29 protein-coding genes and 1 riboswitch are annotated in these 24,666 nt (G+C 71.9%); of the genes, 19 read left to right on the plus strand and 10 right to left on the minus strand.

All coding sequences use genetic code 11. The features are described from left to right. Positions 1–55 precede the first annotated feature (55 nt). Entirely contained in the window at positions 56–706 is a 651-nt protein-coding gene (locus ACQPZQ_RS25965; RefSeq protein ID WP_433284839.1) for a DUF4383 domain-containing protein, read from the plus strand. Positions 707–904: 198 nt separating this feature from the next. Beyond that, on the plus strand, positions 905–2,191 hold the full coding sequence (locus tag ACQPZQ_RS25970; protein WP_433284841.1) for an acyl-CoA dehydrogenase family protein: 1,287 nt from the start codon (positions 905–907) through the stop codon (positions 2,189–2,191). A 26-nt stretch (positions 2,192–2,217) separates the two neighbouring features. On the opposite strand, the gene ACQPZQ_RS25975 is transcribed toward ACQPZQ_RS25970, so the two are convergent. The 3 genes from ACQPZQ_RS25975 to ACQPZQ_RS25985 are packed head-to-tail and all read right to left on the minus strand — an operon-like array spanning position 2,218 to position 4,332. Next, complete coding sequence (locus ACQPZQ_RS25975; protein WP_433284843.1) at positions 2,218–3,150, minus strand: helix-turn-helix transcriptional regulator; 933 nt, start codon at positions 3,148–3,150, stop codon at positions 2,218–2,220. A 35-nt stretch (positions 3,151–3,185) separates the two neighbouring features. Next, entirely contained in the window at positions 3,186–4,169 is a 984-nt protein-coding gene (locus tag ACQPZQ_RS25980; protein ID WP_433284845.1) for an aldo/keto reductase, read from the minus strand. Continuing rightward, positions 4,135–4,332, minus strand: a complete 198-nt coding sequence (locus tag ACQPZQ_RS25985) for a hypothetical protein (protein ID WP_241039077.1) — start codon at positions 4,330–4,332, stop codon at positions 4,135–4,137. The genes ACQPZQ_RS25980 and ACQPZQ_RS25985 overlap by 35 nt, the downstream gene beginning before the upstream one ends. An 18-nt stretch (positions 4,333–4,350) precedes the next feature. Here ACQPZQ_RS25985 and ACQPZQ_RS25990 point away from each other — a divergent pair, with 18 nt between their 5' ends. From ACQPZQ_RS25990 to ACQPZQ_RS26000, 3 genes are all read left to right on the plus strand, one after another. Beyond that, positions 4,351–5,064, plus strand: a complete 714-nt coding sequence (locus ACQPZQ_RS25990) for a hypothetical protein (protein WP_433284847.1) — start codon at positions 4,351–4,353, stop codon at positions 5,062–5,064. Positions 5,065–5,202: 138 nt separating this feature from the next. Further along, complete coding sequence (locus ACQPZQ_RS25995; protein ID WP_433284849.1) at positions 5,203–5,547, plus strand: DMT family transporter; 345 nt, start codon at positions 5,203–5,205, stop codon at positions 5,545–5,547. Then, entirely contained in the window at positions 5,544–6,101 is a 558-nt protein-coding gene (locus tag ACQPZQ_RS26000; protein WP_433284851.1) for a TetR/AcrR family transcriptional regulator, read from the plus strand. The genes ACQPZQ_RS25995 and ACQPZQ_RS26000 overlap by 4 nt, the downstream gene beginning before the upstream one ends. A 530-nt stretch (positions 6,102–6,631) precedes the next feature. Here the strand turns inward: ACQPZQ_RS26000 and ACQPZQ_RS26005 are convergent. Continuing rightward, positions 6,632–7,381, minus strand: a complete 750-nt coding sequence (locus tag ACQPZQ_RS26005; protein ID WP_433284853.1) for an enoyl-CoA hydratase-related protein — start codon at positions 7,379–7,381, stop codon at positions 6,632–6,634. 278 nt (positions 7,382–7,659) lie between these two features. Between ACQPZQ_RS26005 and ACQPZQ_RS26010 the strand changes: the two genes are divergently transcribed. The 3 genes from ACQPZQ_RS26010 (at position 7,660) to ACQPZQ_RS26020 (ending at position 9,575) form a co-directional block, all read left to right on the plus strand. After that, a complete protein-coding gene (locus tag ACQPZQ_RS26010) occupies positions 7,660–7,995 on the plus strand; it encodes a histone-like nucleoid-structuring protein Lsr2 (RefSeq protein ID WP_241039082.1) in 336 nt (111 codons plus the stop codon). A 59-nt stretch (positions 7,996–8,054) separates the two neighbouring features. After that, positions 8,055–9,107, plus strand: a complete 1,053-nt coding sequence (locus tag ACQPZQ_RS26015; protein WP_433284855.1) for a DUF3047 domain-containing protein — start codon at positions 8,055–8,057, stop codon at positions 9,105–9,107. A 93-nt stretch (positions 9,108–9,200) separates the two neighbouring features. Then, a complete protein-coding gene (locus tag ACQPZQ_RS26020; protein WP_433284857.1) occupies positions 9,201–9,575 on the plus strand; it encodes a nuclear transport factor 2 family protein in 375 nt (124 codons plus the stop codon). A gap of 64 nt (positions 9,576–9,639) precedes the next feature. Here the strand turns inward: ACQPZQ_RS26020 and ACQPZQ_RS26025 are convergent, their stop codons facing one another. From ACQPZQ_RS26025 to ACQPZQ_RS26035, 3 genes are read right to left on the minus strand one after another with little or no spacing between them, the layout of a single operon-like run. Then, entirely contained in the window at positions 9,640–10,401 is a 762-nt protein-coding gene (locus tag ACQPZQ_RS26025) for a 3-hydroxyacyl-CoA dehydrogenase (RefSeq protein WP_433284859.1), read from the minus strand. Positions 10,402–10,424: 23 nt separating this feature from the next. Next, a complete protein-coding gene (locus ACQPZQ_RS26030; RefSeq protein WP_433284860.1) occupies positions 10,425–10,820 on the minus strand; it encodes a hypothetical protein in 396 nt (131 codons plus the stop codon). A gap of 44 nt (positions 10,821–10,864) precedes the next feature. Continuing rightward, positions 10,865–12,085: an MFS transporter gene (locus ACQPZQ_RS26035; RefSeq protein WP_433284862.1), complete on the minus strand. Its 1,221-nt coding sequence runs from the start codon at positions 12,083–12,085 to the stop codon at positions 10,865–10,867. Positions 12,086–12,236: 151 nt separating this feature from the next. Between ACQPZQ_RS26035 and ACQPZQ_RS26040 the strand changes: the two genes are divergently transcribed. From ACQPZQ_RS26040 to ACQPZQ_RS26060, 5 genes are all read left to right on the plus strand, one after another. Next, positions 12,237–13,613 carry an alpha/beta hydrolase family protein gene (locus tag ACQPZQ_RS26040; protein WP_433284864.1) on the plus strand — a complete coding sequence of 459 codons (1,377 nt, stop codon included), beginning with the start codon at positions 12,237–12,239 and terminating at the stop codon, positions 13,611–13,613. After that, complete coding sequence (locus tag ACQPZQ_RS26045; protein WP_433284866.1) at positions 13,613–15,121, plus strand: aminotransferase class V-fold PLP-dependent enzyme; 1,509 nt, start codon at positions 13,613–13,615, stop codon at positions 15,119–15,121. Before ACQPZQ_RS26040 ends, ACQPZQ_RS26045 begins: the two co-directional genes overlap by 1 nt. Before the next feature lie 90 nt (positions 15,122–15,211). Then, a riboswitch (SAM riboswitch) is annotated at positions 15,212–15,327 on the plus strand. Positions 15,328–15,361: 34 nt separating this feature from the next. Then, the gene (locus ACQPZQ_RS26050; protein ID WP_433284868.1) at positions 15,362–16,735 is read left to right on the plus strand and encodes an aminotransferase class V-fold PLP-dependent enzyme; all 1,374 of its coding nucleotides are present in this window, start codon (positions 15,362–15,364) and stop codon (positions 16,733–16,735) included. Between the two features lie 89 nt (positions 16,736–16,824). Continuing rightward, positions 16,825–17,781 carry a methionyl-tRNA formyltransferase gene (locus ACQPZQ_RS26055; RefSeq protein WP_433284869.1) on the plus strand — a complete coding sequence of 319 codons (957 nt, stop codon included), beginning with the start codon at positions 16,825–16,827 and terminating at the stop codon, positions 17,779–17,781. Positions 17,782–17,859: 78 nt separating this feature from the next. Next, positions 17,860–18,552, plus strand: a complete 693-nt coding sequence (locus ACQPZQ_RS26060) for an HAD family hydrolase (RefSeq protein WP_433284871.1) — start codon at positions 17,860–17,862, stop codon at positions 18,550–18,552. Here the strand turns inward: ACQPZQ_RS26060 and ACQPZQ_RS26065 are convergent. Continuing rightward, positions 18,549–18,839 carry a DUF6343 family protein gene (locus tag ACQPZQ_RS26065; protein ID WP_433284873.1) on the minus strand — a complete coding sequence of 97 codons (291 nt, stop codon included), beginning with the start codon at positions 18,837–18,839 and terminating at the stop codon, positions 18,549–18,551. The two genes, ACQPZQ_RS26060 and ACQPZQ_RS26065, sit on opposite strands and share 4 nt — an antisense overlap. 30 nt (positions 18,840–18,869) lie before the next feature. Further along, positions 18,870–19,370, minus strand: coding sequence for an ATP-binding protein (locus tag ACQPZQ_RS26070; RefSeq protein WP_433284875.1), 501 nt, complete (start codon positions 19,368–19,370; stop codon positions 18,870–18,872). Between the two features lie 298 nt (positions 19,371–19,668). Here ACQPZQ_RS26070 and ACQPZQ_RS26075 point away from each other — a divergent pair, with 298 nt between their 5' ends. The 4 genes from ACQPZQ_RS26075 to ACQPZQ_RS26090 all read left to right on the plus strand — a co-directional run bounded on the left by ACQPZQ_RS26075 (position 19,669) and on the right by ACQPZQ_RS26090 (position 21,358). Further along, positions 19,669–20,142: a phage holin family protein gene (locus ACQPZQ_RS26075; RefSeq protein ID WP_433284876.1), complete on the plus strand. Its 474-nt coding sequence runs from the start codon at positions 19,669–19,671 to the stop codon at positions 20,140–20,142. After that, a complete protein-coding gene (locus ACQPZQ_RS26080) occupies positions 20,139–20,543 on the plus strand; it encodes a DUF3618 domain-containing protein (RefSeq protein WP_433284877.1) in 405 nt (134 codons plus the stop codon). The genes ACQPZQ_RS26075 and ACQPZQ_RS26080 overlap by 4 nt, the downstream gene beginning before the upstream one ends. Next, on the plus strand, positions 20,530–20,796 hold the full coding sequence (locus tag ACQPZQ_RS26085) for a hypothetical protein (protein WP_433299716.1): 267 nt from the start codon (positions 20,530–20,532) through the stop codon (positions 20,794–20,796). The genes ACQPZQ_RS26080 and ACQPZQ_RS26085 overlap by 14 nt, the downstream gene beginning before the upstream one ends. 136 nt (positions 20,797–20,932) lie before the next feature. Then, entirely contained in the window at positions 20,933–21,358 is a 426-nt protein-coding gene (locus tag ACQPZQ_RS26090) for a DUF4345 domain-containing protein (protein WP_433284879.1), read from the plus strand. Positions 21,359–21,370: 12 nt separating this feature from the next. On the opposite strand, the gene ligD is transcribed toward ACQPZQ_RS26090, so the two are convergent. Next, positions 21,371–22,351 carry a non-homologous end-joining DNA ligase gene (gene ligD / locus ACQPZQ_RS26095; protein WP_433284881.1) on the minus strand — a complete coding sequence of 327 codons (981 nt, stop codon included), beginning with the start codon at positions 22,349–22,351 and terminating at the stop codon, positions 21,371–21,373. A gap of 198 nt (positions 22,352–22,549) precedes the next feature. On the opposite strand from ligD, the gene ACQPZQ_RS26100 reads away from it, so the two are divergent. Together ACQPZQ_RS26100 and ACQPZQ_RS26105 are read left to right on the plus strand one after the other, a co-directional pair. Then, positions 22,550–23,503, plus strand: a complete 954-nt coding sequence (locus tag ACQPZQ_RS26100) for a hypothetical protein (protein WP_433284882.1) — start codon at positions 22,550–22,552, stop codon at positions 23,501–23,503. A gap of 126 nt (positions 23,504–23,629) precedes the next feature. After that, complete coding sequence (locus ACQPZQ_RS26105) at positions 23,630–24,643, plus strand: ferritin-like domain-containing protein (protein ID WP_433284884.1); 1,014 nt, start codon at positions 23,630–23,632, stop codon at positions 24,641–24,643. The last annotated feature ends 23 nt before the right edge of the window (positions 24,644–24,666 follow it).

Consider the following 24,666-nt stretch of genomic DNA (forward strand, 5'->3'; position numbering starts at 1 on the left):
CACGCCAGGGCGAGATCGACTCGCGCCCGCGTCCGGGTCGTCGCACCATTTCGTCATGAACAGGGTATGGCGCGAATCTCACGGGAGTCTCGACGCCGTGCACCGCGTCGGCGCGGTGCTGTTCGGTCTCGGGCTGTGGGTGTTCGGCATCCTCGGCCTCGTCAACCGGCTGGATCCGTTCACCACCAACGGCACCCCCGTGCTCGGGCTCTCGTCCAACGGTCTGCTCTCGGTGATCTCGCTGGTCGTGGGCGCGATCCTGATCGCGGCGGCCATGCGCGGCGGCCGCACGGCCTCCACGGTGACCGTCATCGTGGGGGTGGCGTTCATCCTCTCCGGCCTGGGCAACGTGCTCGTGCTGAACACCCCGATGAACCTGCTCGCGTTCCGGATGCCCAACGTGATCTTCAGCCTGATCGCGGGCGCGCTCCTGCTGTTCCTCGGCGCGTACGGCCGGTACACGGGCGGGCTGCCCGACGACAACCCGTACTACGCGGAACGCCATCCCCGCAGTGAGCCGGAGGTGCCCCTGCCCACCGTCTTCCGGGACGCGGCGGACGTGGTCGCCGCCCGGGAGCTCGCCGAGGCCGAGCGCGCCGTCGCCCAGCACGCAGCCTCACCGGAGCAGGCCGACCGTGTGGCGGCGGCGCGGAGTGCACGGCGGGCCGAGGACCGGGTGCGCGCCTGGCGTGCAGGCGCGTCCTGACGTCGACGGCCGGGCGGACCCGCGCTGCCTGATCACCGTATCCACCGCCCGTACACCCCTCGGCCATCGCGCGGCCCACTGACGCCCGGCTCTAGAGCACCGCTCCAAAACAGTTCTATCGCCGGGCCGGGGCCCCGGGGCACGATGGCCCTGGAGGGGACGAGCCGATCCCCCGGCGACGATGCGGAGGCGCGGACGATGGCGTGGGACTTCTCGACGGAACCGGAGTTCGAGGCACAGCTCGAATGGATGCGCGGCTTCGTCCGCGAGGAGATCATTCCGTTGGAGACCCTCGATCTGGACCGCGAGACCTATGCGCGGATCACCGCACCACTCAAGGAGCAGGTGAAGGAGCGCGGCCTGTGGGCGGCTCACCTGCCGCCCGAGCTCGGCGGCGGCGGGTTCGGACAGGTCAGGCTCGGGCTGATGCACGAGATCCTCGGCCAATGCCGCTACGCACCGGGGATCTTCGGCAACCAGGCGCCCGACTCCGGCAACGCGGAGCTGCTGGCCATCGGCGGGAGCCCCGAGCAGAAGGAGCGCTGGATGCACCCGCTGCTGCGCGGAGAGCTGCGCAGTTGCTTCTCGATGACCGAACCAGGGGCCGGGGCCGACCCGACGCTGCTCTCGACGCGAGCGGTGCTCGACGGCGACGACTACGTGATCAACGGGCACAAGTGGTTCTCGTCGAACGCCTCGCACGCCGACTTCCTGATCGTCATGGCGGTGACCGACCCCGACGTGTCGGCCTACCAGGGCTCGTCGATGATCATCGTGCCGGTCGAGACGCCAGGCGTGCAGATCGTCCGCGACATCCCGGTGATGGACCACCCGGCGGTCGGCGGTGACCTCTACGGCGGACACGCCGAGATCCTCTACACGGACGTGCGCGTGCCGAAGGAGAACCTGGTCGGCAACCCGGGCGACGGCTTCCGGCTCGCTCAGCAGCGCCTCGGCCCCGGCCGCATCCACCACGCGATGCGCTGGCTGGGCCAGTCGAAGCGCGCGTTCGACATGCTGTGCGAGCGGGCGGTGAGCCGGTACACCCACGGCTCCGTCCTCGCCGAGAAGCAGATGGTGCAGGACTGGGTCGCCACGTCCGCGGCGGAGATGCAGGCCGCGCGCCTGATGACCTTGCACGCCGCGTGGACGATGGACCAGGTGGGCGCGTCGAACGCCCGCGTCGAGATCGCCATGATCAAGTACTGGGGCGCGAAGGTGCTCCACGACGTGATCGACCGCGCGATCCAGGTGCACGGCTCACTGGGCTTCTCCGGCGACCTGCCGCTGGAGGGGATGTACCGCGCGGCCCGCGCCGCCCGGATCTATGACGGCCCCGACGAGGTGCACAAGAGCACGGTGGCGCGCCGGATCCTGCGCGGCTACACCCCCACCGACGTGCCCACCGAGCACGTCCCCACCCGCACCGAAGCGGCCCGGAAGAAGTTCGCCCAGTACCTGGAGGAAGCAACCGCGAACCTGTAGCGCACCCCGACCCGAGCAGGCTCGCGTCAGTCGTGCGCTACCGGGGCTTGCGCTGTGACACTGCCGGTACCTGCTGCCGCTCTGTTCCATTGGGCGAGCAAGCGCAGGGAGGTCTCGGGCGGGCTGCCGGGTTCGGTGCCGTAGACGATGAGGATCTGGTCCGGATCGTCTCCGGGGGTGAGGGCCTGGTAGGTGACGGTGAGGTCACCGACGAGCGGGTGGTGGTAGTCCTTGGTGCCGGTCGTGCGCCGGTGCACTTTGTTGTCCGACCAGAAGCTTCGGAATTCCTCGCTGCGTATGGACAGGTCACCGATCAGGGCGCTCAATGCCGGGTCGTCGGGGTGGCGGCCCGCGTCGAGGTGGAGCATGGCGGCCGTCTCCGTGGCGACGCGGGTCCAGTCCCGGTACAGCTCGCGGGCGTGCGGGTCGAGGAAGACGAAGCGGGCCTGGTTCCGCTCGGCGGCGGGGAGCGCGCGGAAGTCGGTGATCAGCCGTCCGGCGAGCGGGTTGTTGGCCAGCACGTCGAGACGCCGCCCGAGGACGAAGCCGGGGCGGCAGGTCTGCTGGAGGGTGTCCAGCAGGTCCCAGGTGGCGGGGTGGACGCGCTGAGGGCGGGGACGGCGGCGCTGGGCGGGCCGGGGTCGGGCGAGGGTATGCAGGTGGCTGCGCTCGGCGTCGTCCAGGCGCAGGGCGGTGGCGAGCGCGTCGAGGACCTCCGCGGAGGCGCTGCGGCTGCGGCCTTGTTCGAGGCGCGTGTAGTAGTCCACGCTCACCCCGGCCAGCCGGGCGAGTTCTTCCCGGCGCAGACCGGAAATCCGCCGCCACGGCCTGCGACGACGCCGCCTGATCAGCCCGACCGATCCCTGAGGAACGGAACGTAGCGCTGTCCGGCCCGTCCACCCCGAATCCCCGGCACCCTGCCTGCGACGGCCGGTCCCGGTCGTCGCAGGCAGCCGCACACGCTTTCCTGTGCGTCGGCAGCCCGGGCGCCGACCTACCAGCGGTCGTGGACGTGCGGGCGGATCAGCTCGTCGTAGACCTCGCGGATCGCCGTGCGCGCCTGCTCGTCCAGCGGGGCGAGGTCGGCCGCGGCGGCGTTGCCGCGCGCCTGCTCCGCGTTCCGCGCGCCGGGGATCACGACGGTCACCTGCGGGAGATCGACGATCCAGCGCAGCGCGAACTGCGCCATCGTCGCCCCCGCGGGCACCAGCGGCCGCAGCCGCTCGACGGCCTCGAGCCCGACCTCGTAGGGCACCCCGGCGAACGTCTCACCCACGTCGAACGCCTCGCCGCGCCGGTTGAAGGTGCGGTGGTCGTCGGGACCGAAGGTGGTGGCCGCGGTGTAGCGCCCCGAGAGCAGGCCGGACGCGAGCGGCACCCGGGCGATGATCGCGACGCCGGCCTCGTCCGCCGCGGGAAGCACCTGGTCCAGCGGCTTCTGTCGCAGCGCGTTGAGGATGATCTGCACGCTCGCCACGCCGGGCCGCGCGATCGCCGTGAGAGCCTCGTCCACCCGCTCGACGCTCACGCCGTATGCCGCGATCCGCTTGTCGGCCACGAGCTCGTCGAGCGCGTCGAAGACCTCGTCGCGCGAGTAGACGGGCGTGGGCGGGCAGTGCAGCTGCACCAGGTCCAGCGTGTCGACGCCGAGGTTGGCCCGCGAACGGTCGTTCCAGGCCCGGAAGTTCTCGCGCGTGTAGTTCTCCGGCACCTGCTCGACGCGCCGGCCCATCTTGGTGGCCACCACGAACCGCTCGTCGTCGCGCTCCCGCAGGAACCGGCCGACCAGCGTCTCGCTGCGACCGTCCCCATAGACGTCGGCGGTGTCGAAGAAGGTGACGCCGGTGTCGGCCGCCGCATGCAGTACCGCGAGGGCATCGGACTCGTCCACCCGGCCCCAGTCGGCGCCGAGCTGCCAGCAACCGAGCCCGACGATGCCGACCTCACGACCGAGTCGTCGCGCGTTCCTCTTCTCCATGGTCGGAGCGTACGTCGGCGGCCGCAGCCACTCGCTCGTGCAGCCGTGACCTGATCTCCTCCGGCGAGTAGGCCCGCCGGCGCCGCTCGGCCCGCACCGTGACCACCCCGGTGGCCGCAACTCCCGCGAGCCCGGCCAGGCCCAGCCACTTCCACCACCGCATCCGGATAACCTACCGGCCGTGCCGGCCAGCGTGATCACTCTCGACCGGGCGTGCGAGCTGGCGCGGACCGGGGACGTCTGGATCTTCCGGGGCAGCAGTCCGGCCGACCGCGCCATCCGAGGACTGACGAATGCCCCGGTCAACCATGTGGGCATGGCCATCGTCGTCGACGACCTGCCGCCCCTCATGTGGCACGCCGAGCTCGGCCGTTCGCTGCCGGACCTGTGGTCGGGCACGCACCAGCGCGGGGTACAGCTGCACGACCTCCGTGACGCAGTGCTGGTCTGGGGCCACCGTTACGGCCAGCGCGCCTGGTTGCGGCAGCTCGACGGCCCGCTGACCCGCGAGATGGAGGACGCGGCGCTGCGCACGGTCGCGCGGCTCGACGGCACACCGTTCCCCTCGATGGCACGCCTCGCCGGCCGCTGGTTGCGCGGCCGGGCACCGCACCTGCTCCGGCGGCGCGACGGCCGGGACCCGTCGCCGGGCCTGGAGACCGCCTACTGCGCGGAGGTCGTCGCCGTCACCTACGAGGAGATGGGGCTCCTGGCCGAGCCGCGCAGTCCCAGCTGGTACGACCCCGGGCGCTTCTGGAGCGGTGACGAGCTGGATCTCGCACCCGGTTTCCGGCTCGGCGGGGAGATCGCGGTGACGCTGCCGCCCGCCCCGCGCGTCCCGGCCGAGGCCACCCGGCGACCGGCCCGCCGGCTCGGGCGACGGCCGAGGGCCTGAGGTCCGGCGAGAAGAGCACCGCTCGGCGGCGATCGCGTGCCCGCCAGTGCCCTCCCGCTTCCGCCGCACGCCGAGCAACAACCTGAGCGTTCGATCAGGTTTCTGCTAGCCTGGACGCTCAGGGTTCTCATGGAGGTGATGGCGGTGCCGTGGCTGTTCCTCGCCGGCGCGATCCTCACGGAGGTCGCCGCCACCACGGCGCTCAAGCTGTCCGAGGGGTTCACGCGCCTCGTGCCGTCGATCGTCGTGGTGATCGGCTACATCACGGCGTTCGCGATGCTGTCCCAGGCACTCACCCGCGGCATGGGGATCGGCGTGGCCTACGGCGTGTGGGCGGCCGTGGGCGTCGCGCTCGTGGCGATCATCGGCGCCGTGTTCCTCGGTGAGAGCATGACGTGGGTGCAGGTTGCAGGGATCGCACTCGTCATCGCCGGAGTACTCGCCCTCGAGCTCGGCGCCCACCATCCGCAAGCTCAGCAATGACCCTCCCCGAGTCCACCGACGGCCGACGACGCAAGGGCGAGCGCAGGCGGCGCCTGCTCATCGACGCGACGATGCGGGTGATCGAGCGCGACGGGCTGGCGGCGGCGAGCCAGCGCGTGGTGGCGCAGGAGGCCGACGTACCGCCCAGCACCGTCACCTACTACTTCCCCGCCGTCGACGATCTGCTCGTCGCGGCGCTCACCGCCTCCAACGACGACTACATACAGCGGCTCGAGGAGTGCGCTGCGGCCGCCGACCCTCTGGCACAGCTCGCCCACCTGATCTCCGAGAGCACCGGCTCGCGCCGGGCCCACGTCGCGGCCGAGTACGAACTGTTCCTCATGGCCGGGCGGCGACCGGCCCTCCAGCCGGAGGCGGTGCGGTGGACCGAGGGTCTGGACGCATTCCTGGCTCCGTACGTGGCGGACCCGATCGAGCGTGCCGGGGTCGCCGCGGCTGTCGACGGACTCTTCCTGCGTTGTTTCTGCGCACCCGATCCGCCGGAAGCGGACGAGGTACATACCGTGCTTGCCCGGCTGATCCGGCGGGAATGATCGTCGAAGGAGCTCCGGCCGGGGCGGGTTCGAGCGTCGGGTCGGCACCCGAGAACGGGAAAGCCCCGGTGGTTCTGCTGCGCCCTCCACCCATTCCGCCCGTCGATAGCGGCCGGGCGACGGGCATTCCGGCTCGGCCCACTGCCATGCCCGCTCCCACATCCCGCATCCTTGCCGTCTCGGCTGGGTCACCGTCCCGTAACGGTGTCCGGTTGCCGGGGCGGCGGGGCCGGGTCGCAACTCTCCCGGCATCTGCTCATCCGGGTCGGGCGGTTGTGAATCTCCTGTGACAAACGAGAGCGTGACTCCCATTGACCGCCCCCTACCGCCCACCCGGACCCGGGCCGGTAACAGGCTCGACACCGCACTCCGACACCACATCTCGGGACATCAGTTCTCGCCGCCGACGCAGCAGAGGAGTGCCACGCACACCGTCTTCTCGGGACCGTCATCCCGAGACGGTCATCTTCCGACGGTCCCCATGGTTCGACGCCACGCCATCATCGGGCGCACTATTTGCATCAGTCCTCTCACCGCCCGTTCCAGCGGGGCGCGCGCTTCTCACGGAACGCGGCCACCCCTTCGCCGGCATCCTGCGACATGTTCACCATGATCTGGGCCCGTTCCGTGGCAGACCATCCGCGCGATTCCTCATCGGCCACCACCTCGGAGACCGCTCCGAGCGTGGCGCGCTGGGCGACGGGGGCGTTGGCGCACACCCGCTCCGCGAGGGCCAGCGCCGCGGCCTCCGCCTCACCGGGCTCGACCAGCGCGTTCACCAGCCCCAGCGACCACGCCCGCTCCGCGCCCAGCGGCTCGCCGGTCAGCAGCATCTCGTTGGCGACGTTGCGCGGCAGGGCCCGGGGCGCCCGGAACAGGGCACCGCAGTTGGCCACGAGTCCGCGTGCGGTTTCCGGCAGCGCGAATCGTGCGGTCCGCGCGGCCACCACGAGGTCGCAGGCCAGAACGAGCTCGAATCCGCCGCCGTAGGCGATGCCCTCCACAGCAGCGACCAGAGGGGTCGAACGATCACGCCGGACGACGCCGTAGTTGCCGCCCCGAGCAGTTGGGCCACCCGCTCCGGCCACAAGATCAGTACCTGCGGAAAAGGCTTCCGGCGATCCGGCGAGCACACCGGCCCACAGCTCCGGATCGTCGTCGAGCTCGTTGAGCGCCGCGTCGAGTGCGGCCGTCATACCCGCGTCGATCGCGTTGCGCTTGGCCGCGCGCTCCATCCGTACCAGCAGGATTCGTGCTCGTCGCTCGACCGTCACAGCCACGCCTCGAGCCTAGTCACGTCGACCCACACCTCGGCAGTAGTGGCCCTGACCGGGCCTTTTCCGGCACCCGGCGATCCCATTCGGCCGGAATGGCCCGGCGGCCCGGGCGAGGATGGACCCGGTCGCCAAGGAACCTTCCGACCCCGATCGACAATGGGCACCTCACTCCTTTATTATCGTGCTCGCAATTGACACCCACCCCTGTTCGGAACCGTGGAACCCTCGTAGGACATCGAGGGCACCTCGGTGTACCCGGAGCCCCCTGAAAGGCAGCGCACATGGCCAAGCAGACGACGGTCACGCTCGTCGACGACCTCGATGGCACCGAGGCCGAGGAGCAGATCGAGTTCGCGATGGATGGAAGGTCCTACGAGATCGACCTCTCGGCGGCCAATAGCGCCAGATTGCGTGAGGCGCTGGAGCCGTTCGTTTCCGCTGCCCGCCGCACCGGTGGCCGCCGTCGTTCGGGCGGCAGTGCGGCTCCGGCCCGCCCGAGCACCGACCGTGAGCAGAACCAGGCCATTCGGGAATGGGCCCAGACGCAGGGCATGAAGATCTCGGAGCGGGGCCGCATCCCGTCCAACGTGCTCGAGGCCTACCACCAGAGCCACTGACACAGAAGCTGAACATCTGTTAGCGCCCTTCGGGCGTCGCGGTATGCCAGGCTGGGTCGATGATCCAACCGGCTGCCGTGCACATGGTGCTGCCGGGAAACGATCCATCCTGGACCGGCACCGGCATCCATGTAGATCGTGGCGACCGCGTCACGTTGCTCGGGTCGGGTCGCATCACGTGGTCGGCAAGCCACTGGGGCGGCCCCAAGTATCACCTCTGGGGCCGTGTCCCGGGTGGAGACGTTTTCGGCTGCACCCAGGACACCACCACCGTCGTGGTCGACCACTCGGGGCCGTTGCAGCTCTGTGTCCACCTCGGCGCCTGGGCCGACCGGTCCGGCACGCTCACCCCGATGACGTGCGCCGACGGTTGCGGCTCCCCTGGATGCGACCCAGGGTCGTTGGCGGTCACAGTGCTGCGCTGGCCGCGGGGTGTCGATCCGGTCGACGGCCTCGCCGCACTACCGCCCGGCATCACCGATCCCCGGCTCGCCGAGGCGGAGCGGCGGCGGCTGCTCCACCCCGTCGTACCACCGGCCGGCTGGTCCTACCTCCTGGCCACCGGACCGGCCGACATCTACCGGCACGCCGTCGCCGAGGGCAGGCCGATGATCGAGGTCGTCTGCGATGACGACGCCGGCGTCATCGAGAAGGACGTCGACGTCGTCCTGGGCGACGACACGATCATCGAGTGGAGCTGGCGGGTCGAGGCACTGCCCGGCAGGGTCCCGGAGAACACGGTCTGGACCCACGACCTCCTCGGCATCGCGGCGGTCTTCGCTGCAGGGCCCGCGGCGAAGGGCCGACCCGAACCCAGCATCAACTGGTTCTGGAGCACCTCCCTGCAGCCCGAGGACGACGCCTTCGACTGCCCCGTCCCCGGTTGGACCGAGACGCATGTTCCCGTGCGCCGTGGGCCGGCAGGGCTCGGCCGGTGGCGACGGGAGTCGCGCGCGGTGCAGGCCGACCACGAGCGGTTCATCGGTCCTGCCCCGGCCCGCATCCGGTCGCTGCGACTCGTCGCGGTGAGCCACTTCGGTCACGGCACCGGCCGGGCCACATTCCGCGACATCGTGGTCCGCACCGGCGGTAAGCGAATTCAGGTGCTCTGACCGCGAGCATTACCTCCGAGGTGATCGACCGGCCCACCGTGGCCGGGCGAAGGTCTTCGTGTCATGTCCGACCGTGAACACCGGAGGCTCCCGATGCCCGCCACCATTACTCCCGGCACCGATCTGGTCCAGGCCTACCTGGCCGCGTGGAACGAGACCGACCCTGCGGCCCGCAAGGCCGCGATCGATGCCGCATTCACGCCTGACGCACGCTATGTCGACCCGCTCGCCGACGTCAGCGGCACCGACGGGCTCGATGCCCTGATCGCCGGAGTACAGCAACAATTCCCCGGGATGGAATTCCGGCAGATCGGGGATGTCGACTCACACCACGACGTGTGCCGCTTTCAGTGGGGCCTCGGTCCGGCCGGGGCCGAGCCGCTCGTGATCGGCTTCGACGTCGTGGCGGTGGCGGCGGACGGCAGGGTCACCACCGTGCACGGTTTCCTGGACCGCGTACCCGCGTGATCGACCCGGACGGGCCGGCACTCGGCACAGGATGCCGGCCCGTCCCCGCCGGCCGGAACCGCTGTCAGCGCGGGCCCATCCGGATCGCGCCGTCGAGCCGGATGACCTCGCCGTTGAGCATCGGATTGGCGACGATGTGCGCCGCGAGTGCCCCGAACTCGGCAGGGTCGCCCAACCGGGACGGGTGCGGCACCTGCGCGCCGAGCGACGCCCTGGCCTCCTCGGGAAGGCCGGCCATCAACGGTGTGTCGAACAGGCCCGGCGCGATGGTGACCACCCGGATGTACATCGAGGCGAGATCACGGGCGATCGGCAGGGTCATTCCCACCACCCCGCCTTTCGACGCGGAGTAGGCCGCCTGGCCGATCTGGCCGTCGAACGCGGCCGCCGACGCCGTGTTGATGATGACGCCGCGCTCCTCACCCACGGGATCGTGAGCCACCATGCGTTCGGCGGCGAGCCGCAGCACGTTGAACGTGCCGATCAGGTTGATCTCGATGATCCGCGTGAAGTCGGCGAGCGGGAAGACACCCTTCTTCCCGATCACCCGGATCGCATTGGCGGTGCCGGCACAGTTGACGGCCACCCGCAGCGGGCCCAGGGCGTCGGCGACGTCGAGCGCCGCCGCCACCTCACTCTCGCTGCGGACATCCGCGGGCGCGAACCGCACCGCGTCTCCGAGCTCGGCGGCCCGCTCCTTCCCGGGCGAGCCCGGCAGGTCGATGATCACGACCTTCGCTCCGGCGGCCACCAGCGCCTTCGTCGTGGCGAGCCCGAGGCCGGATGCGCCCCCGGTGACGACCGCGACGCTGTCGGAGATGTCCACAGATCCTGCTCCCGTCCGAACCGTCAGAGGTGACTGTTCATGCCGGGAACCGTCATACCATCGCCTGATCGGGCGGCGCACAGGCGCCACACCACGTCGACGCCCACCTCGCCCGCCGTGCGTTCCTCCTGCGGCGCCCGCCGGTCCACCTCCCGGAATCCCAGGCGCCGCGGGTTCGCACCGCTCGCGACGTTGGCGAGGTCGTGGACGATCTCGACCCGGTCGGCGCCGATGCGGAACGCCTCCGACGTGAGCGCTGCGGCGGCCGCCGTGGCGTAGCCGTGTGCCGCCCACGCCATCCACGGCGCGAGGTGCTCGATCGACTCGCGCACGGCGCGGTAGAGCTCCTCGGCGTCCCCGCGTCGCCACCGCCGCAGCACGACCGGGCCGCGACCGAGCTCGTCCGAGGCCGTGTGCACGCCGCGATTCTGCCCGGCTGCCGATGAGACGCGGCGATTCGCGGTCAGTCCGGGGTCGGGGTGGTGGCTGCCGCGTCCGGCTGGTTGCTGCCCCGGGCTGCGCTGTAGCGGATGCGGGCGATTCCGGCCGCCACCGCGAGTGGCACCGCAACGCAGAGGGCCACCCGGAACAGCGTCCCGAAGGCGCCCGTGTCGGCCAGCGGGCCGGCCGCAGCGGTGCCGGCCGAGCTGCCCAGGAAGAGCAGGGCGGCGAACAGCGCCACGGCGGTGGCCCGCTCCGTGGGCACCACCTCGGTGGCCCAGCCCTGCAACGTCGTGTGCAGGAACGCCCATGAGCCGCCGAGCAACAGGCCTGCCGCTGCGACGGTCGCGACGTTGACCGTGATCGCGGGGACGGACCAGCCGACGATCAGCAGCACGCCGCCGATGCAGGCGAGCCCGCCCGGGGAGGTCCGCCCGACCAGCATGCGGACCAGGCGCGACCAGCCGAGCGCCCCGACGCCGAACGACGCGGCCACCAGGCCGGCGAGGGCGGCCGAGGACCCCAGCGCCTGCACGGCCGGGGCCAGGTAGGTGAGCACACCGAGCACCGTCATGCCCTCGACGAACACCAGCGCGAACACCACCAGTGCCCACCGATCGCGCAGCACCCGCACGACCGACCGCAGCGGGTTGCCCGTGGCGGGGCTGCGGTCCGGCTCCGGCAGCCGGGACAGGGCGACCCAGAGCAGGGCCGCTGCCACGGCCGTCACACCAGGGACCACGCGCCAGTGGATCAGGTCGGCGAGCAGGCCCGCGCCCGCTGTCGCGACCGCGATGCCGAGCGACGACGCTGCCAGTACGTCCGCCAACGGACGCTGACGCACCGCGGCAGGCCACATGTCACCGACGTAGACGAGCGTGGACGGGATGAGCGCGGCGAAACAACCGCCCGCCACCGTGCGGCAGATCCCAAGAGCCAGCAGGTTCGGGGCGAGCACCGACCCGATCCCGGCGACCGCCGCACCGAGCAGCGACAGGCGCATCACGCGGACGCGGCCGATGCGGTCGCTGATCATCCCCCACACCGGTTGCATCAGGCCGTAGGCCAGGAAGTACGCGCTCGCCACGGCTGCGACGGCCGACAGGGGTGCGTCCATGTCGAGACCGATCACCACGAGCAGCGGGGCGATCGCGAAGCGGTCACAGGTACTGGTCAGGGCGGCCAGCTGCAGCAGCCGCAGCCTCCCTCGCTCCCCCACGCTGGGGCGCACCTCCGTGGTCACCCGACGACCATCGTCCGTCATGGCCGCTCACGCTGCATGGAAACGGGGTGAGAACGGTCACTACCGACCATCCGGCCGAGACGCGCACGGGGTGCGAACGACACCTCCGCGCCGGTCAAGGGCCACAAAACCGACTCACTACGGTGTGCCAATGCGACGGACGATCTTCGGGCTCATCGCGCTGCTGCTCCTGAGCGCGTGTACTGGACCGGGAGCTGACACACCGCGGGATCTCAGCGGCGACTGGCACGGCAGCATCAACACCCCGGGGAACCCGCTGCAGATCGGCGTACGCATCGCCGGCACCACCGGCACCTTCGACCTCCCGGCCCAGGGGCTGCGTGCGCTCGCGCTGAAGGACGTGCGCCTCGACGGCGACGCCGTCTCGTTCCACCTGCCCGACGTCCCGGGCGGCGCCACCTTCGACGGCACCCTGAACCAGGACGGCACGATCGCCGGGAGCTACAGCCAAGGCGGGCAGACCGCCCCGTTCACGCTGTCCGCAGGCGCATTGCCCGATGTCGGACGACCGCAGGAGCCGCAGCCGCCCTTCCCGTACCGCAGCGAGGACGTGACGTACCCGAGCGGTCCGCTGACCGTGGCCGGGACGCTGACTCTCCCCGAGGGGGAAGGACCGTTTCCCGCGGTCATGCTGATCACCGGCAGCGGCGCGCAGGACCGCGACGAGACGATCGCGGGACACAAGCCGTTCCTGGTGCTCGCCGACGCGATCACCCGCGCCGGCTACGCCGTCCTGCGGGTGGACGACCGCGGCGTCGGGGGCTCGACCGGCGATCTTCAGCAGTCGAGCTACGACGACCTCACCGGCGACGCACTGGCCGGGCTCGCGTTCTTGAAGACCCGTGCCGAGATCGACCCCGCGAAGATCGGGCTGCTCGGCCACAGCGAGGGCGGCTACCTCGCGCCGCTCGTCGCCCAGCGTGCCGGCGCGGGCGGGGTAGCGTTCGTCGTGCTCATGGCTGCCCCGGCCGTCACCGGGGAGGAGGTGCTCGTCCTGCAGAACCGGTTGCTCTTCCAGCAGGCAGGCGCGCCCCCGGAGCAGGTCCAGGCCCAGATCGACTACGTACGCAATCTCAGTGGGCTGCTGCGGGCGCAGAACTACGACGCCGCCCGGCAGCTGTCCCGCGACCGCATCGCCCAGCAGACCTCTGCGCTGCCCGAGGACCAGCGTCCGAGCGCCGCGGAGCTCGAGGCCCAGCTCCCGGCAACGCCCGCGTACCGCGCTGTGCTCACCTACGACCCCGCGCCGGCCCTGCGGGCGCTGCAGGTGCCGGTGCTCGCCATCTTCGGCGCAAAGGACCTCCAGGTGCCACCGACCCAGAGTGAACCCGCGCTGCGGACGCTGCTCGCCGGCAAACCGGACGTGACGATCCGCACCTTCGCCGAGCTCAACCATCTGATGCAGCCGGCCACCACGGGCGCCATCACCGAGTACCCGACGATCGATACGACGATCGACTCCGAGGTGCTCAACCTGGTCACCAACTGGATGAGCGAGAGGTTCTGATGCCCGACGTCGACCCTGAGGAGTTCCGCAGGCTCGGTCACGCCGTCGTCGACTGGATCGCGGACTACCGAGCCGGCGTCGCCGACCGGCCCGTGCTACCCGACGTCCAGCCGGGATGGGTGCGCGAGCAGCTGACACCCACGCTGCTGGCCGCAGGCCTGCCCGAGGAGCCGCAGCCGCTCGCCGGCCTGCTCGACGAGATCGACCGCGTGGTGGTGCCTGCCACCACCCACTGGCAGCACCCCGGCTTCTTCGGCTACTTCCCGGCCAACGCCTCGCTGCACTCGCTGCTCGGCGACATGCTCTCCACCGGTCTCGGTGTACAGGGGATGCTCTGGGCCACCTCGCCCGCTGCCACCGAGGTGGAGCAGGTGCTGCTCGACGCCATGGCGGCCGCGCTCGGACTGGACCCGTCCTTCACGTTCGCAGGCGGCGGGGGCGGGTCGATCCAGGACTCCGCGTCGTCGGCTGCGCTCGTGGCGCTCCTCGCGGCCCTGCACCGCAGCAACCCGGACTGGCGGGAACGCGGCGTCGACGGCACGGAGCGCGTCTACGCCACGGCCGAGACGCACTCCGCACTCGCGAAGGCCGTGCGGGTCGTCGGGCTGGGCAAACAAGCGCTGCGGATCATCGAGCCGTCGCCGGGCTCGCTCGCGATGTCGCCCGACGCCCTGGCCGCCGCGCTCCGGGCCGACTCCGAGGCAGGGCTGCGGCCGGTTCTGGTCTGCGCCACCATCGGCACGACGGGAACCGGCGCGATCGACCCGGTGCGGGAGATCGCGCACGCGGCAGCCGAGCACGGAGCCTGGGTGCACGTCGACGCCGCGTGGGCCGGTGTGGCGGCGCTGTGTCCCGAACTCCGCCACCTGCTCGACGGCGTCGAACTCGTCGACTCGTTCTGCACGAACGCCCACAAATGGCTGCTCACGGCGTTCGACGCGTCGCTGTTCTGGGTGCGGGACGCCGCCGCGCTCCCGGCCGCGCTCTCGATCACTCCCGAGTTCCTCCGCAACGCCGCCTCGGAGTCGGGCTTCGTCGTGGACTACCGCGACTGGCAGGTGCCGCTCGGTCGCCGCTTCCGTGCGCTGAAGCTGTGGGCGGTCGTGCACGGCCACGGGCTGTCCGGTCTTCGGGCGCACATCCGCTCGCACCTCGCACTGGCCGAGAAGCTCGCCGGCCAGGTGCGCGAGGACCCCACGTTCGAGCTCGCGGCCGAGCCGTCGCTCGCACTGGTGTGCCTGCGTGTCGTCACGGGCGACGGGCCGGAGGCGGACGATCGCGCCACCCGCACCGTGCTCGAGCGCGTCAACGCCTCGGGCAGCGCGTTCCTCACCCACACCACGGTGGGCGGCCGCTATGTCATCCGGGTCGCCATCGGATCGCTGCTCACGGAGTCCTCGCACGTCGACGCGTTGTGGGAGTCACTTCGCGATGAGGCGGCGAAGGTCCTCGCGAACGATCCGGACGATCGTCGCGATCCCGGCCACTCCGAATCGACGCACGTCTAGCGGGCCGCGTCCCCGTTGCCGCCATCCTCCTGTGGCGGCGGCAACGGGCGGCTTGACGATCGATCGAACGCCGACGTAGCGTCGGTGACAGGTCATGAGTGCCAGCACCAAGCCCCGGCTCGCTGGCCGGCAACCCTCCTCCGCGGTGGGGTGCTCCGGGTGACGACCAGGCCGCCGGGCGGGGTGTCCGGTGGCAAGCGCGGACCCGCCTGCGTCGCCGGGTCCCCTCATGAGGAGACCATGTTGTCGCTCGTTCTTGCTCCCTCCGACATCTCGTCCACCACGTCACGCGAGCTTCCCCCGGTGGTGGGCAACGACCTCCGGGTGCCGCTGGTCACGGGCGGGAACGTGGCGTACGCCAACCTCGATCTCGCCGCCAGCGCGCCTGCCCTGCGCTCCGTGGCCGCCCACGTCGCCGACTTGCTGCCCTACTACGCGTCGGTGCACCGCGGCGCGGGCTACGCCTCCCAGGTCAGCACCGCGCTCCTCGAAGCAGCGCGCGCCACGGTCGGCGAGTTCGTCGGCGCCCGGCCCGAGGACGACGTGGTGGTGTTCACCCGCAACACCACCGACTCGCTGAACCTGCTCGCCGGGTGCGTGCCGGGCACCGTCCTGTGCCTGGACGTGGAGCACCACGCGAACCTGCTCCCCTGGCAGACCGGCGCCCACCAGGTGCTGCGGGCCGCCGACACCGTGGAGGAGACCCTCGCGGGCCTCGAGGCCGCCCTTGCATCGACGTCCGTGGCCCTGGTCGCCGTGACGGGCGCATCCAACGTCACCGGTGAGGTCCTGCCGCTGGACCGGATCGTCGAGATCGCCCACCGGTGGGGCGCTCGGGTGGTGGTCGACGCCGCCCAACTCGCGCCGCACCGCAGCATCGACATCGCCGAAACAGGCATCGACTACGTGGCTCTCTCCGGCCACAAGCTCTACGCCCCCTACGGTGCGGGCGTGATCGTCGGCCGGCGTGACTGGCTCGACGTGGGCACGCCGTACCTCGCGGGTGGTGGCGCGGTGCGGGAGGTCGAGGTGGACCACACGATCTGGGCCTCCGCCCCGCACCGGCACGAGGGCGGCACGCCGAACGTGCTCGGCGCGGCGGCGCTTGCACAGGCCTGCCGCACGCTCGCCCCGGTACTCGACGGAGCGGCGCTCGCGCACGAGCGCGCGCTCTCGGACCGGCTCGCGGCGGGTCTCGCCACCGTGCTGGAGGTGCGGACGTTGCGGATCTGGTCGGACAGCACCGAACGCGTCGCCGTGCAGAGCTTCTCCCTCCCGGCGCAGCACCCATCGGGACGGGTGGCCGCGTACCTGTCCGCCGAGCACGGGATCGGCGTCCGGGACGGCCGCTTCTGCGCCCACCCGCTGCTGCTCAGGCTCTGCGGGGAGAACGGCGAGGCGCTGCGCGCGAGCATCGGGATCGGCACCACCGAGGAACACGTGGATCGGCTGGTGGAGGCGCTCCGGCAGCTCGTCACGCAGGGCCCGGACTGGACCTACGGACGTGTCGACGGGCGGTGGGTGCCGACGCCCGACCCGCGCGACCACGATCCCCTCGGGGTCGTGGGCGACCTGGCTCTCGGCACGGGGGCCTCCGCCTGCAGCTCGGATTGAGCATCCCGATCCCGGCGACGTTGGACAGGCAAACCTAACAAGCAGCTATCCTCCTTTTCGATCACACATCGGGCGGGGAGGAGTGCTGCATGCGCGTCGTCGTGTTCGGCTACATGACGTGGGGCCATCGGACGTTGGACGCGGTACTCGCGGCCGGGCACGAGGTCCCCTTGGTCGTCACACACCCGGAGAGCGACAACCCGTACGAGACGATCTTCAACGACTCCGTGGCCGAGCTCGCGGCCAAGCACGGCATCCCCGTGCTGGTGCGCACCCGGGCCGACGACGCGGAGGTGGCGGAGCGAATCGGCGCCGCTGACGCGGACGTGATGGTCGTGTCGAACTGGCGCACGTGGCTGCCGCCCGCCGTCTTCTCCCTCCCCCGGCTCGGCACGCTCAACGTGCACGACGCCCTGTTGCCCGCCTACGCGGGCTTCGCGCCCCTCAACTGGGCGCTGATCAACGGGGAGCCCGAGGTCGGGGTCACCGCCCACATGATGGACGGCGACTTCGACGCCGGCGACATCGTGCTCCAGCGCGCCACCCCGGTCGGCGACGAGGACACGATCGTCGAGCTGTTCGACCGCACTCTGGCCATGTTCGGGCCGATCACCGTGGACGCACTGGAGCTCCTGGCCTCGGGACGCACCGACTGGGAGCCGCAGGACCGCAGCCGGGCGAGCTACTTCCACCGGCGCAGCGAGGAGGACAACCGGATCGACTGGAGCTGGCCGGCCCGGGACATCGCCAATCTGGTGCGCGCGCAGGTCGACCCCTATCCCAACGCCTACTGCTTCCACGGCTCGACCAGGCTGCGGGTGCTCGCCGCCGGCGTCACCGACACGCCCTACGGCGGCACGCCCGGACGCATCTTCATCCGTGACGGCGCCGGTGGCGTTGTGGTGGTGGCCGGGGCCGACGCCCGCCGCGGCCGCAACCCGGGTCTCGTGATCCGCCGCGTCCGCACCGACGACGGCCACGAGCACGCGGCCGCGGAGTACTTCACGAGGATGGGCGGCTACCTCACCTCACACCCCACCGCCTGACGCGCCGCCGGTCGGCCGCACCCGACATCCGAGCCGTCGCGGCCGGTGCTTCCGTCGCCCATCGGGTACTCGGCTCGCGTGACCCACGACCATGACCTCGACACAGCTGTGTTCGATACGGCCGTGTTCGATGTGGACGGCACGCTCGTCGACACGAACTACCAGCACGCACTCGCATGGTTCCGGGCGTTCCGGCGCTACGGGATCACGGTGCCCGTGTGGCGGCTGCACCGGGCGATCGGGATGGGAGGCGACCAGCTCGTCGCCGCCGTGACCGACGACGACGTGGAGACCAGCCACGGGGACGACCTTCGCGGCGCATGGGCGGAGGAGTTCGCGCCGATGCTGGAGGAGGTGCAGGCGTTCGCGGGCGTGGAGGCGTTGCTCAGCGAGGTGCGCGAACGCGGCTTCCGGATCGCCCTGGCCAGCTCGGGCAAACAGGAGCACGTCGAGCACTACCTCAGCCTCTTCAACGGCAAGGAGCTCGCCGACGCCTGGACCACCTCCGACGACGTGCGACGCACCAAGCCCGCGCCCGACCTGCTGGAAGCAGCGCTGCGAGCGGTCCACGGAACCGCGGGTGTGCTGGTGGGCGACTCGGTGTGGGACTTCCGTGCAGCGGCGGCGTTCGGGGCACCGGGCTACGCCGTGCGCAGCGGCGGGTTCTCCGTGGAGGAGCTGTGCGCGGCCGGCGCCGAGGACGTGTTCGACTCGCCCGAGGACCTGCTGCAACGTCTCGACCAGACGCTGCTCGCCGGACGCCGTTGCTAGCCGGGCTCGCCCCGGCGCTTGCGGTACAGCACCACACCCAGGTCGGCGAGGGCGATCACGGCGATCACCACCATCACCCAGCCCAGCACCGGCAGTCCGGCGGCGAAGCCGAGCCACGCCGCACCCGCCGCGAACGCGACACCGAACGTGGCGAGCACCGCGCGCAGTGTCAGTGCGCTGCGCGCGGGCGTGGCACCGCCGTACCCGGCGGTCGGATCGTGGTATCCGGGCAGCCCGCGCTCGTAGTCGGAACGCTTCCGGCGACCCGGGTCCTCACTGGCGGCCATGCGCACGGGTACCCCGCACGCCTGCCGGACTCACGGATCGCCGTGCTCGGTTTCGTCCGGCAAATGGTGCTTCGGTGCCCCCGGCTCCGCCTGCGCTGCGGCTCCCTGTGGTGCGGCATCCTCCGGCGCGGCGATGCGGTGGCGGAGGAGCACCCGGCTCCCGCGGCCGTCGAAATGGATGAGGACCGACTCGGACATCCTGCTCATCAGCGGGATGCCGTGGCCGCCATGCGTGGGCTCCTCCACGGGCGGGCGCCAGCTGCCGTGGTCGACCACCTCGATGCTGAGTGTGCCCGGCTCGGTCCAGAGGGTCAGCTCGACGGCGCCGGACTCATCGGGCCCGTAGGCGTGCCGCACCGCGTTGGCCGCCGCCTCGTCGACGGCGAGCACGACGTCGGCCACTTCGTCCTCGGTCAGCGCCAGCGGGGCGAGCCAACTCCCCAGCTCACGGCGGATCAGAACGAGCTGGTCCGGGTCGGCAGGCCAGCTCCGGTGCACGAACTCCACGTGCCCGGGGACGTCCTGATCCATGATCCTCGCTCTCCAGCTCCGCCCGCGCCCCGCAGCTCGCCTGCGGAGCGCCCGGCGAGGTTGGCCCGTTCTGCCGGCACAGATGACAAGGTGACCGTATCGTCGTCGCGGCAATCCCGCCCGCTCACCCGACGCGCAGAGCAGACCACTCGGCGTACACGCCTGCGGCCACCGGTTGCGGTCCGTCCAATACGTCCGAATCGTTCCGAAACATCCGGATAGACATCCACCGCTGCGCTGCTGCCCGGGGTTCGGCGGGCGGGCGTTAGGCCCGCTCGGTCTGCGGGTAGCCCGGTGCATGACCCCGCAGATTGTTGGGCAGGGCGGCAGCGAGGCCGGATCCGAGCACGCGCAGAGTATCCGGAGCGACGCGCACGCCACCGACCCCGCCGCCGCGTCGACCAGCGAGCTCGTCAAACGGATGTCGACGCAGGTCTCCGAACTGGTCCGGGGCGAGCTGGAGCTCGCCCGCGCAGAGCTCACCGAGAAGGGCAAGCGCGCCGGGGCGGGCGCAGGCCTCGCCGGAGCCGGCGGGGTGGTGGCCCTCTACGGCATCGGTGCCCTCATCGCGGCCGCGATCGCTGCGCTGGACATCGTGCTGGCCCTGTGGCTGGCAGCGTTGGTGATCGGGGTGGTGCTGCTGATCGTGGCCGGGGTGCTCGCGCTCGTCGGCCGCAAGGAGCTCCGCCAGGCCGCCCCGCCCGTTCCCAAGGACGTCGTCGACAGCGTCCAACAGGACGTCCAGACCGTGAGGCAGGCGGTGCAGCGATGACAGGCCCACACTCCGCCGACCCGCCGCACCGGGCGACGTCCGGCGCTTCACGCACTCCGGAAGAGCTGCGCCAGGACCTCGGCACGTTGCGCGCCGAGCTCGGTGACACCGTCGAAGAACTCGCGCACCGCGTCGACGTCCCCTCCCGGGTGCGCGCCAAGCGCGAGGAGACCACGGCCCGGGTGCATGAACAGGTCACGCAGGCGAGGGCCGTGCTCGCGGAGAAGGCGCCTACGGTGGACGCCGCGGTCCGCGACCAGCGGACGCTCATCGCCGTGATCACGCTCGTGCTGAGCTACCTGCTGGTCAGCCGGATGCGCCGGCGCAAGCAGCGGCGTAAGGCCGCACGCGCCGAAGCGGACATCCCAGTGATCGGGAGGGACGAAAATGGAACGCGGTAGCTCCAAGCACAGCCCCCGGGAAGACGACGCGCTCGCCGAGGAGCTGGCCGGGCAGCTCGGTCCGGGCGGCTCCAACCGCGAGGAGTGGGTCGATCCGGAGCCCCCGGCTGACGACGACCCGCCGTCTCGCGTCGACCTTTCGTCGGACACCGGGTCACCCGCGGCCGGGGCCGTCCCGGACGAGGACGAGATGCGCCGGGCCCAGCACGACATGGCTGTCGCGAACGACTGGAAGCGCGAGGACATGGCCTGACCGGTCGGGTGCCTCGGCGGCCGAGGGCCGGGCGTACCCGGTGCACCACGGGTGCACGTCGGAGGGTGGTCACGAGATCGCGGCGTGAGATCCGTGGCCCGTCGCCAACCAGCGGTTCGCCTGGCAGGGTGGCGCGGTGATCACTCTCCCCCCGGCGACGGCCCGGCGTGCGGTGCAGGCAGTGCTGCGCGCGTCCGGCCTGATCGCGGTCGCCACCGGGACCTGGGTGGTGGCCCGCGGAAGTGCCGCCGTGCCCGATGGCGGCACCGTCTCGCCCAGCACCGACAGCGTGCTGCGTTTCTACGCCACCTGGTGGGCCGGGTCGGGTGTTCTCATGTGGCGGCTCGCGGCTGCGCCCGAACGGCACCCGGCAGCGGTGCGGGCGGTCGCCGCCGCGACGTTCGTGGGTGGCCTCGCCCGGCTCCTCGCCGCCCGGCACAGCGGCCCGCCCCACCCGCTCTTCCGGGCGCTGACGGTGCTGGAGCTCGTGACAGCGCCCGCGCTGCTCGCGGCAGGGCGGCAGCTCGCGCCCGACCGGCAGGTGTCCTCGCCCGACCGGTGACCCCCGCCGCATTCAGGGCAGGCGGGCTTCCTCCGGGGTCTTGTCGGTGCGCAGCCCGCGCCATGCGGCGTGACGCAGCCTGCCCTCGGCCGTGAGCACCCGGTAGACCACCTCGCCCACGAGATGGGGATGCACCCAGCGCGCCTTGCGGGCCTCGTCGCGCGGCACCTCCTCGTCGAACGGACTGGAGGGACGTTCGAGCGGGCGCAGCTCTCCCAGGAGGCGCTGCAACGCCGCCTCCGTGAACCCGGTGCCGACATGGCCGAGGTAGCGCAGCCTGCCGTCGTCGTCGTACGCGCCGAGCAGGAGCGCGCCGAGGCTGGCACTGCGCCGCCCCTCCCCCGCCGTGTAGCCGCCGATGACGACCTCCTGCGTGGTCAGGAGGGCGGTCTTGATCCACGCGGGCGACCGGCGGCCCTGCTCGTACTGCGCCGTGCGCCGTTTGCCGATCACGCCCTCGAGCCCGTGGGAGCGGGCCACCTCCAGGAGATGCTCGCCGTCGACGCCCGAGGTGGCCGGGGGCACCTGCACCCGCCCACCGGCGAGCCCCAGCTCCTCCAGAAGGGCGCGGCGCCGGTCGTAGCTCTCGCGCAGCAGCGGCCGCCCGTCGAGGTGCAAGAGGTCGAACACCACGTACGACACCGGAATCCGCTCGACGAGCTCGGGCGCCGGCGAGCGGACGTGCATCCGGTGCTGCAACAGCCCGAAGTCCGGCCGTCCCGCGGCGTCGAGAGCGACGACCTCTCCGTCGAGCAACACCGGGCGGCCGTCGAGAAGCCCCGGAAGATCGGTGAGCTCCGGGTAGGCGCCGGTGATCTCGTTGCCGCGGCGGCTGTGGGCGCGGACGCGGCTGCCCGCCACGGCGGTGACGGCGCGGACGCCATCCCACTTGAACTCGAAGGCCCAGCCCGGACCCGCGGGTGGCCGGCCCGGCGTGGCCAGCATCGGGGCCACGGGCTGCGGTAGTTCGGGTTGCGGTTCCGACCCGCTCATTCGCGAACGGTAGCGCGTTCGTGCTGGTCCGGCGGCCGCTTCTCGAGGGGTGGGGAAGCGGCCGCCGGGCGCGAGAGGCGGCTCGGGGTTCCGCCTCGTCTTCGCGCTACCCCACGGTAACCGTTGCGCCTGCAACCGTGGAGATCGGGATCGCCCGAGTCGTCTGATGTCGCGTTCGCCACACACTAAGGTCGTCTCGTGCCGGATGATCCGGATGAGGCCACCGTGGCCACCGACGCCGATCTCGACGCCGTCGCCGAGAACCTCTACGGCGTGCTGCCCGACGACTTCGTCGCCGAGCGCGACGCGGCCGCGGCCCGCGCCCGGGAACGGGGCGATCGCGAGCTCGCCAAGGCGATCGGCCGGTTGCGCCGGCCCACCCGCGCCGCGTGGCTGGCCAACCTGCTCGCACGGCACCGCCGCGAGCAGCTCGACGGGTTGCTCTCGCTCGCCGCCGGGCTCGCCGATGCGCAGCGCACGCTCGACGGTGCGGCGCTGCGCCGGCTGTCGAGCACGCGCAATCAGCTCGTCGCGGCCATGGCCCGGGAAGCGGGCAGGCTCGCGATGGAAGCGGGCGACCCGGCCGCCGAGAGCGTGCTGCGGGAGCTGCAAGGCATCCTCGACGCCGCGCTGGCCCGGCCCGAGATCGCGGAACAGGTGCGCTCGGGCAGGCTCACGCGCACCCTCAGCTACACCGGCTTCGGGCCCGAAGCCGATCCCGACGCCCGGCCCATGCCCGCGGGACGTGAGGCGCCCCCTGCCGGGATCACGCCCTCTCCGCAGGCTCCGGCGCCCGCTGTGGAGGCAGACCCTGCCGAGATCGAGCGCGCCGAACGCGAACAGGCCGAACGGGCGCGCGCCGAGCGGGAACGGCGGGAACGGGCCGTCGCCGAGGCCGAGGCCGAGGAGGACGCGGCGCGGGCACAGCAGCACGCCGACGAAGACGCCCGCGACGCGGCGGTGGAAGCCCGCGACACCGCCCGCGACCGGGTTGCCGAGCTGATCACGGAGCTGGACGCGGCACGCGACCGGGAGCGCACCGCCACGGCCTCGGCGCGCGACGCCGAGACCGCGGCACGGGCCTCCGCCAGAGCAGCGGGCGCCGCCGCCACGCGGACCGCGCGGGCCCGGGCCCGGCTCGACGAGCTCTGATCGCAGGCGATCGGCCGATCACCGAACCCACCCGAGAGCGTGCTCACGCGGTGGCGACGGATGAGCACTCCGGCAGGCGGGCACCCCCGACATACCGCCCCGACACGGAGAGGACTGATCGCCGCCATGGCACGCCCCAGCACCGCGACGGCCCCGAACCCCACCACCCAGAACATCGTGATCGACACGATCGTCTCGCAGCTGCGCGCACTCGATCAGCTCACGAACACCGAAGCCCAGGTCGCAAGGTTTCGCATCGCCCAGGCCCGTACCGACGCGGTCAGGCGCGAGCTCCGGCAGAACGGTGACGACGCGGTGCGGCGCGCCCGCCGCATCGCCGACCAGCTCCGCGCGCTCGACGCCGTGCCCGACGTGGTGACCCCCGCCCTCGGCCGGGTGCTCGCGTTCATCACGAGCACGATGGAGCAGGTCCAGCCGATCGACGAGGCGCTGCTCGGCGACCTCGCTCTCGAACACCAACTGCTCGACCGCGCCCGCTACCTGCGCGTGCTCGCCGACCGGGCCGATCTGCCTGCCGTCGAGAAGCTCGCCGACGACCTGGTCGCCGCCCACACCGCCACCGTCGAATGGCTGACCACCGTGCTCGCCGAGGAGGCACTCGGCGGGCCCGCCGCGCTCGCCCCCACACCGCTGCAGCGGGTGGCCGGAGGCATGGTCCACGTGGTCGGCATGCCGGCGCGGTTCGCGATGGACCGGGTCAACCGCGCCGTCGACATCGCCTACCGCACGGGCGAGCAGGCGCTCGACGTCGTCGGCGACGTGGCCGGAAAGGTCGTTCGGCTCGGCAACGGCACCCGCGAGGTCGCCGCCGCGGGCCGGGACGCGGCCCTCCGGCGGGCCGAGCGTGTGGCAGCACGCGAAGGCGCGGACGCCGTGGCCGGCGTGGTGCACGGGACGCGAGCGGAGCTGGGCGGCCGCAAGGCCTCCGAGCTGCCCATCCCGCACTACGAGGAGATGACGGCGCAGGCCGCGATCGCAGCGCTGCGCGAGCTGACCACCCCGTCCGACGTGAACGTCATGATCGTGTTCGAGAAGGGCCACAAGAACCGCTCGGGCGTCATCTCAGCAGCGCAGACGCGCTACGCCGCGCTCGCGAAGGACGTGACCGGCGCGGAATGAGCCGCGTTTGGCATTCCCGTCAG

Source organism: Pseudonocardia sp. CA-142604 (assembly GCF_050948475.1).
In the GTDB taxonomy this organism is placed as follows: Bacteria; Actinomycetota; Actinomycetes; order Mycobacteriales; family Pseudonocardiaceae; genus Pseudonocardia; species Pseudonocardia alaniniphila.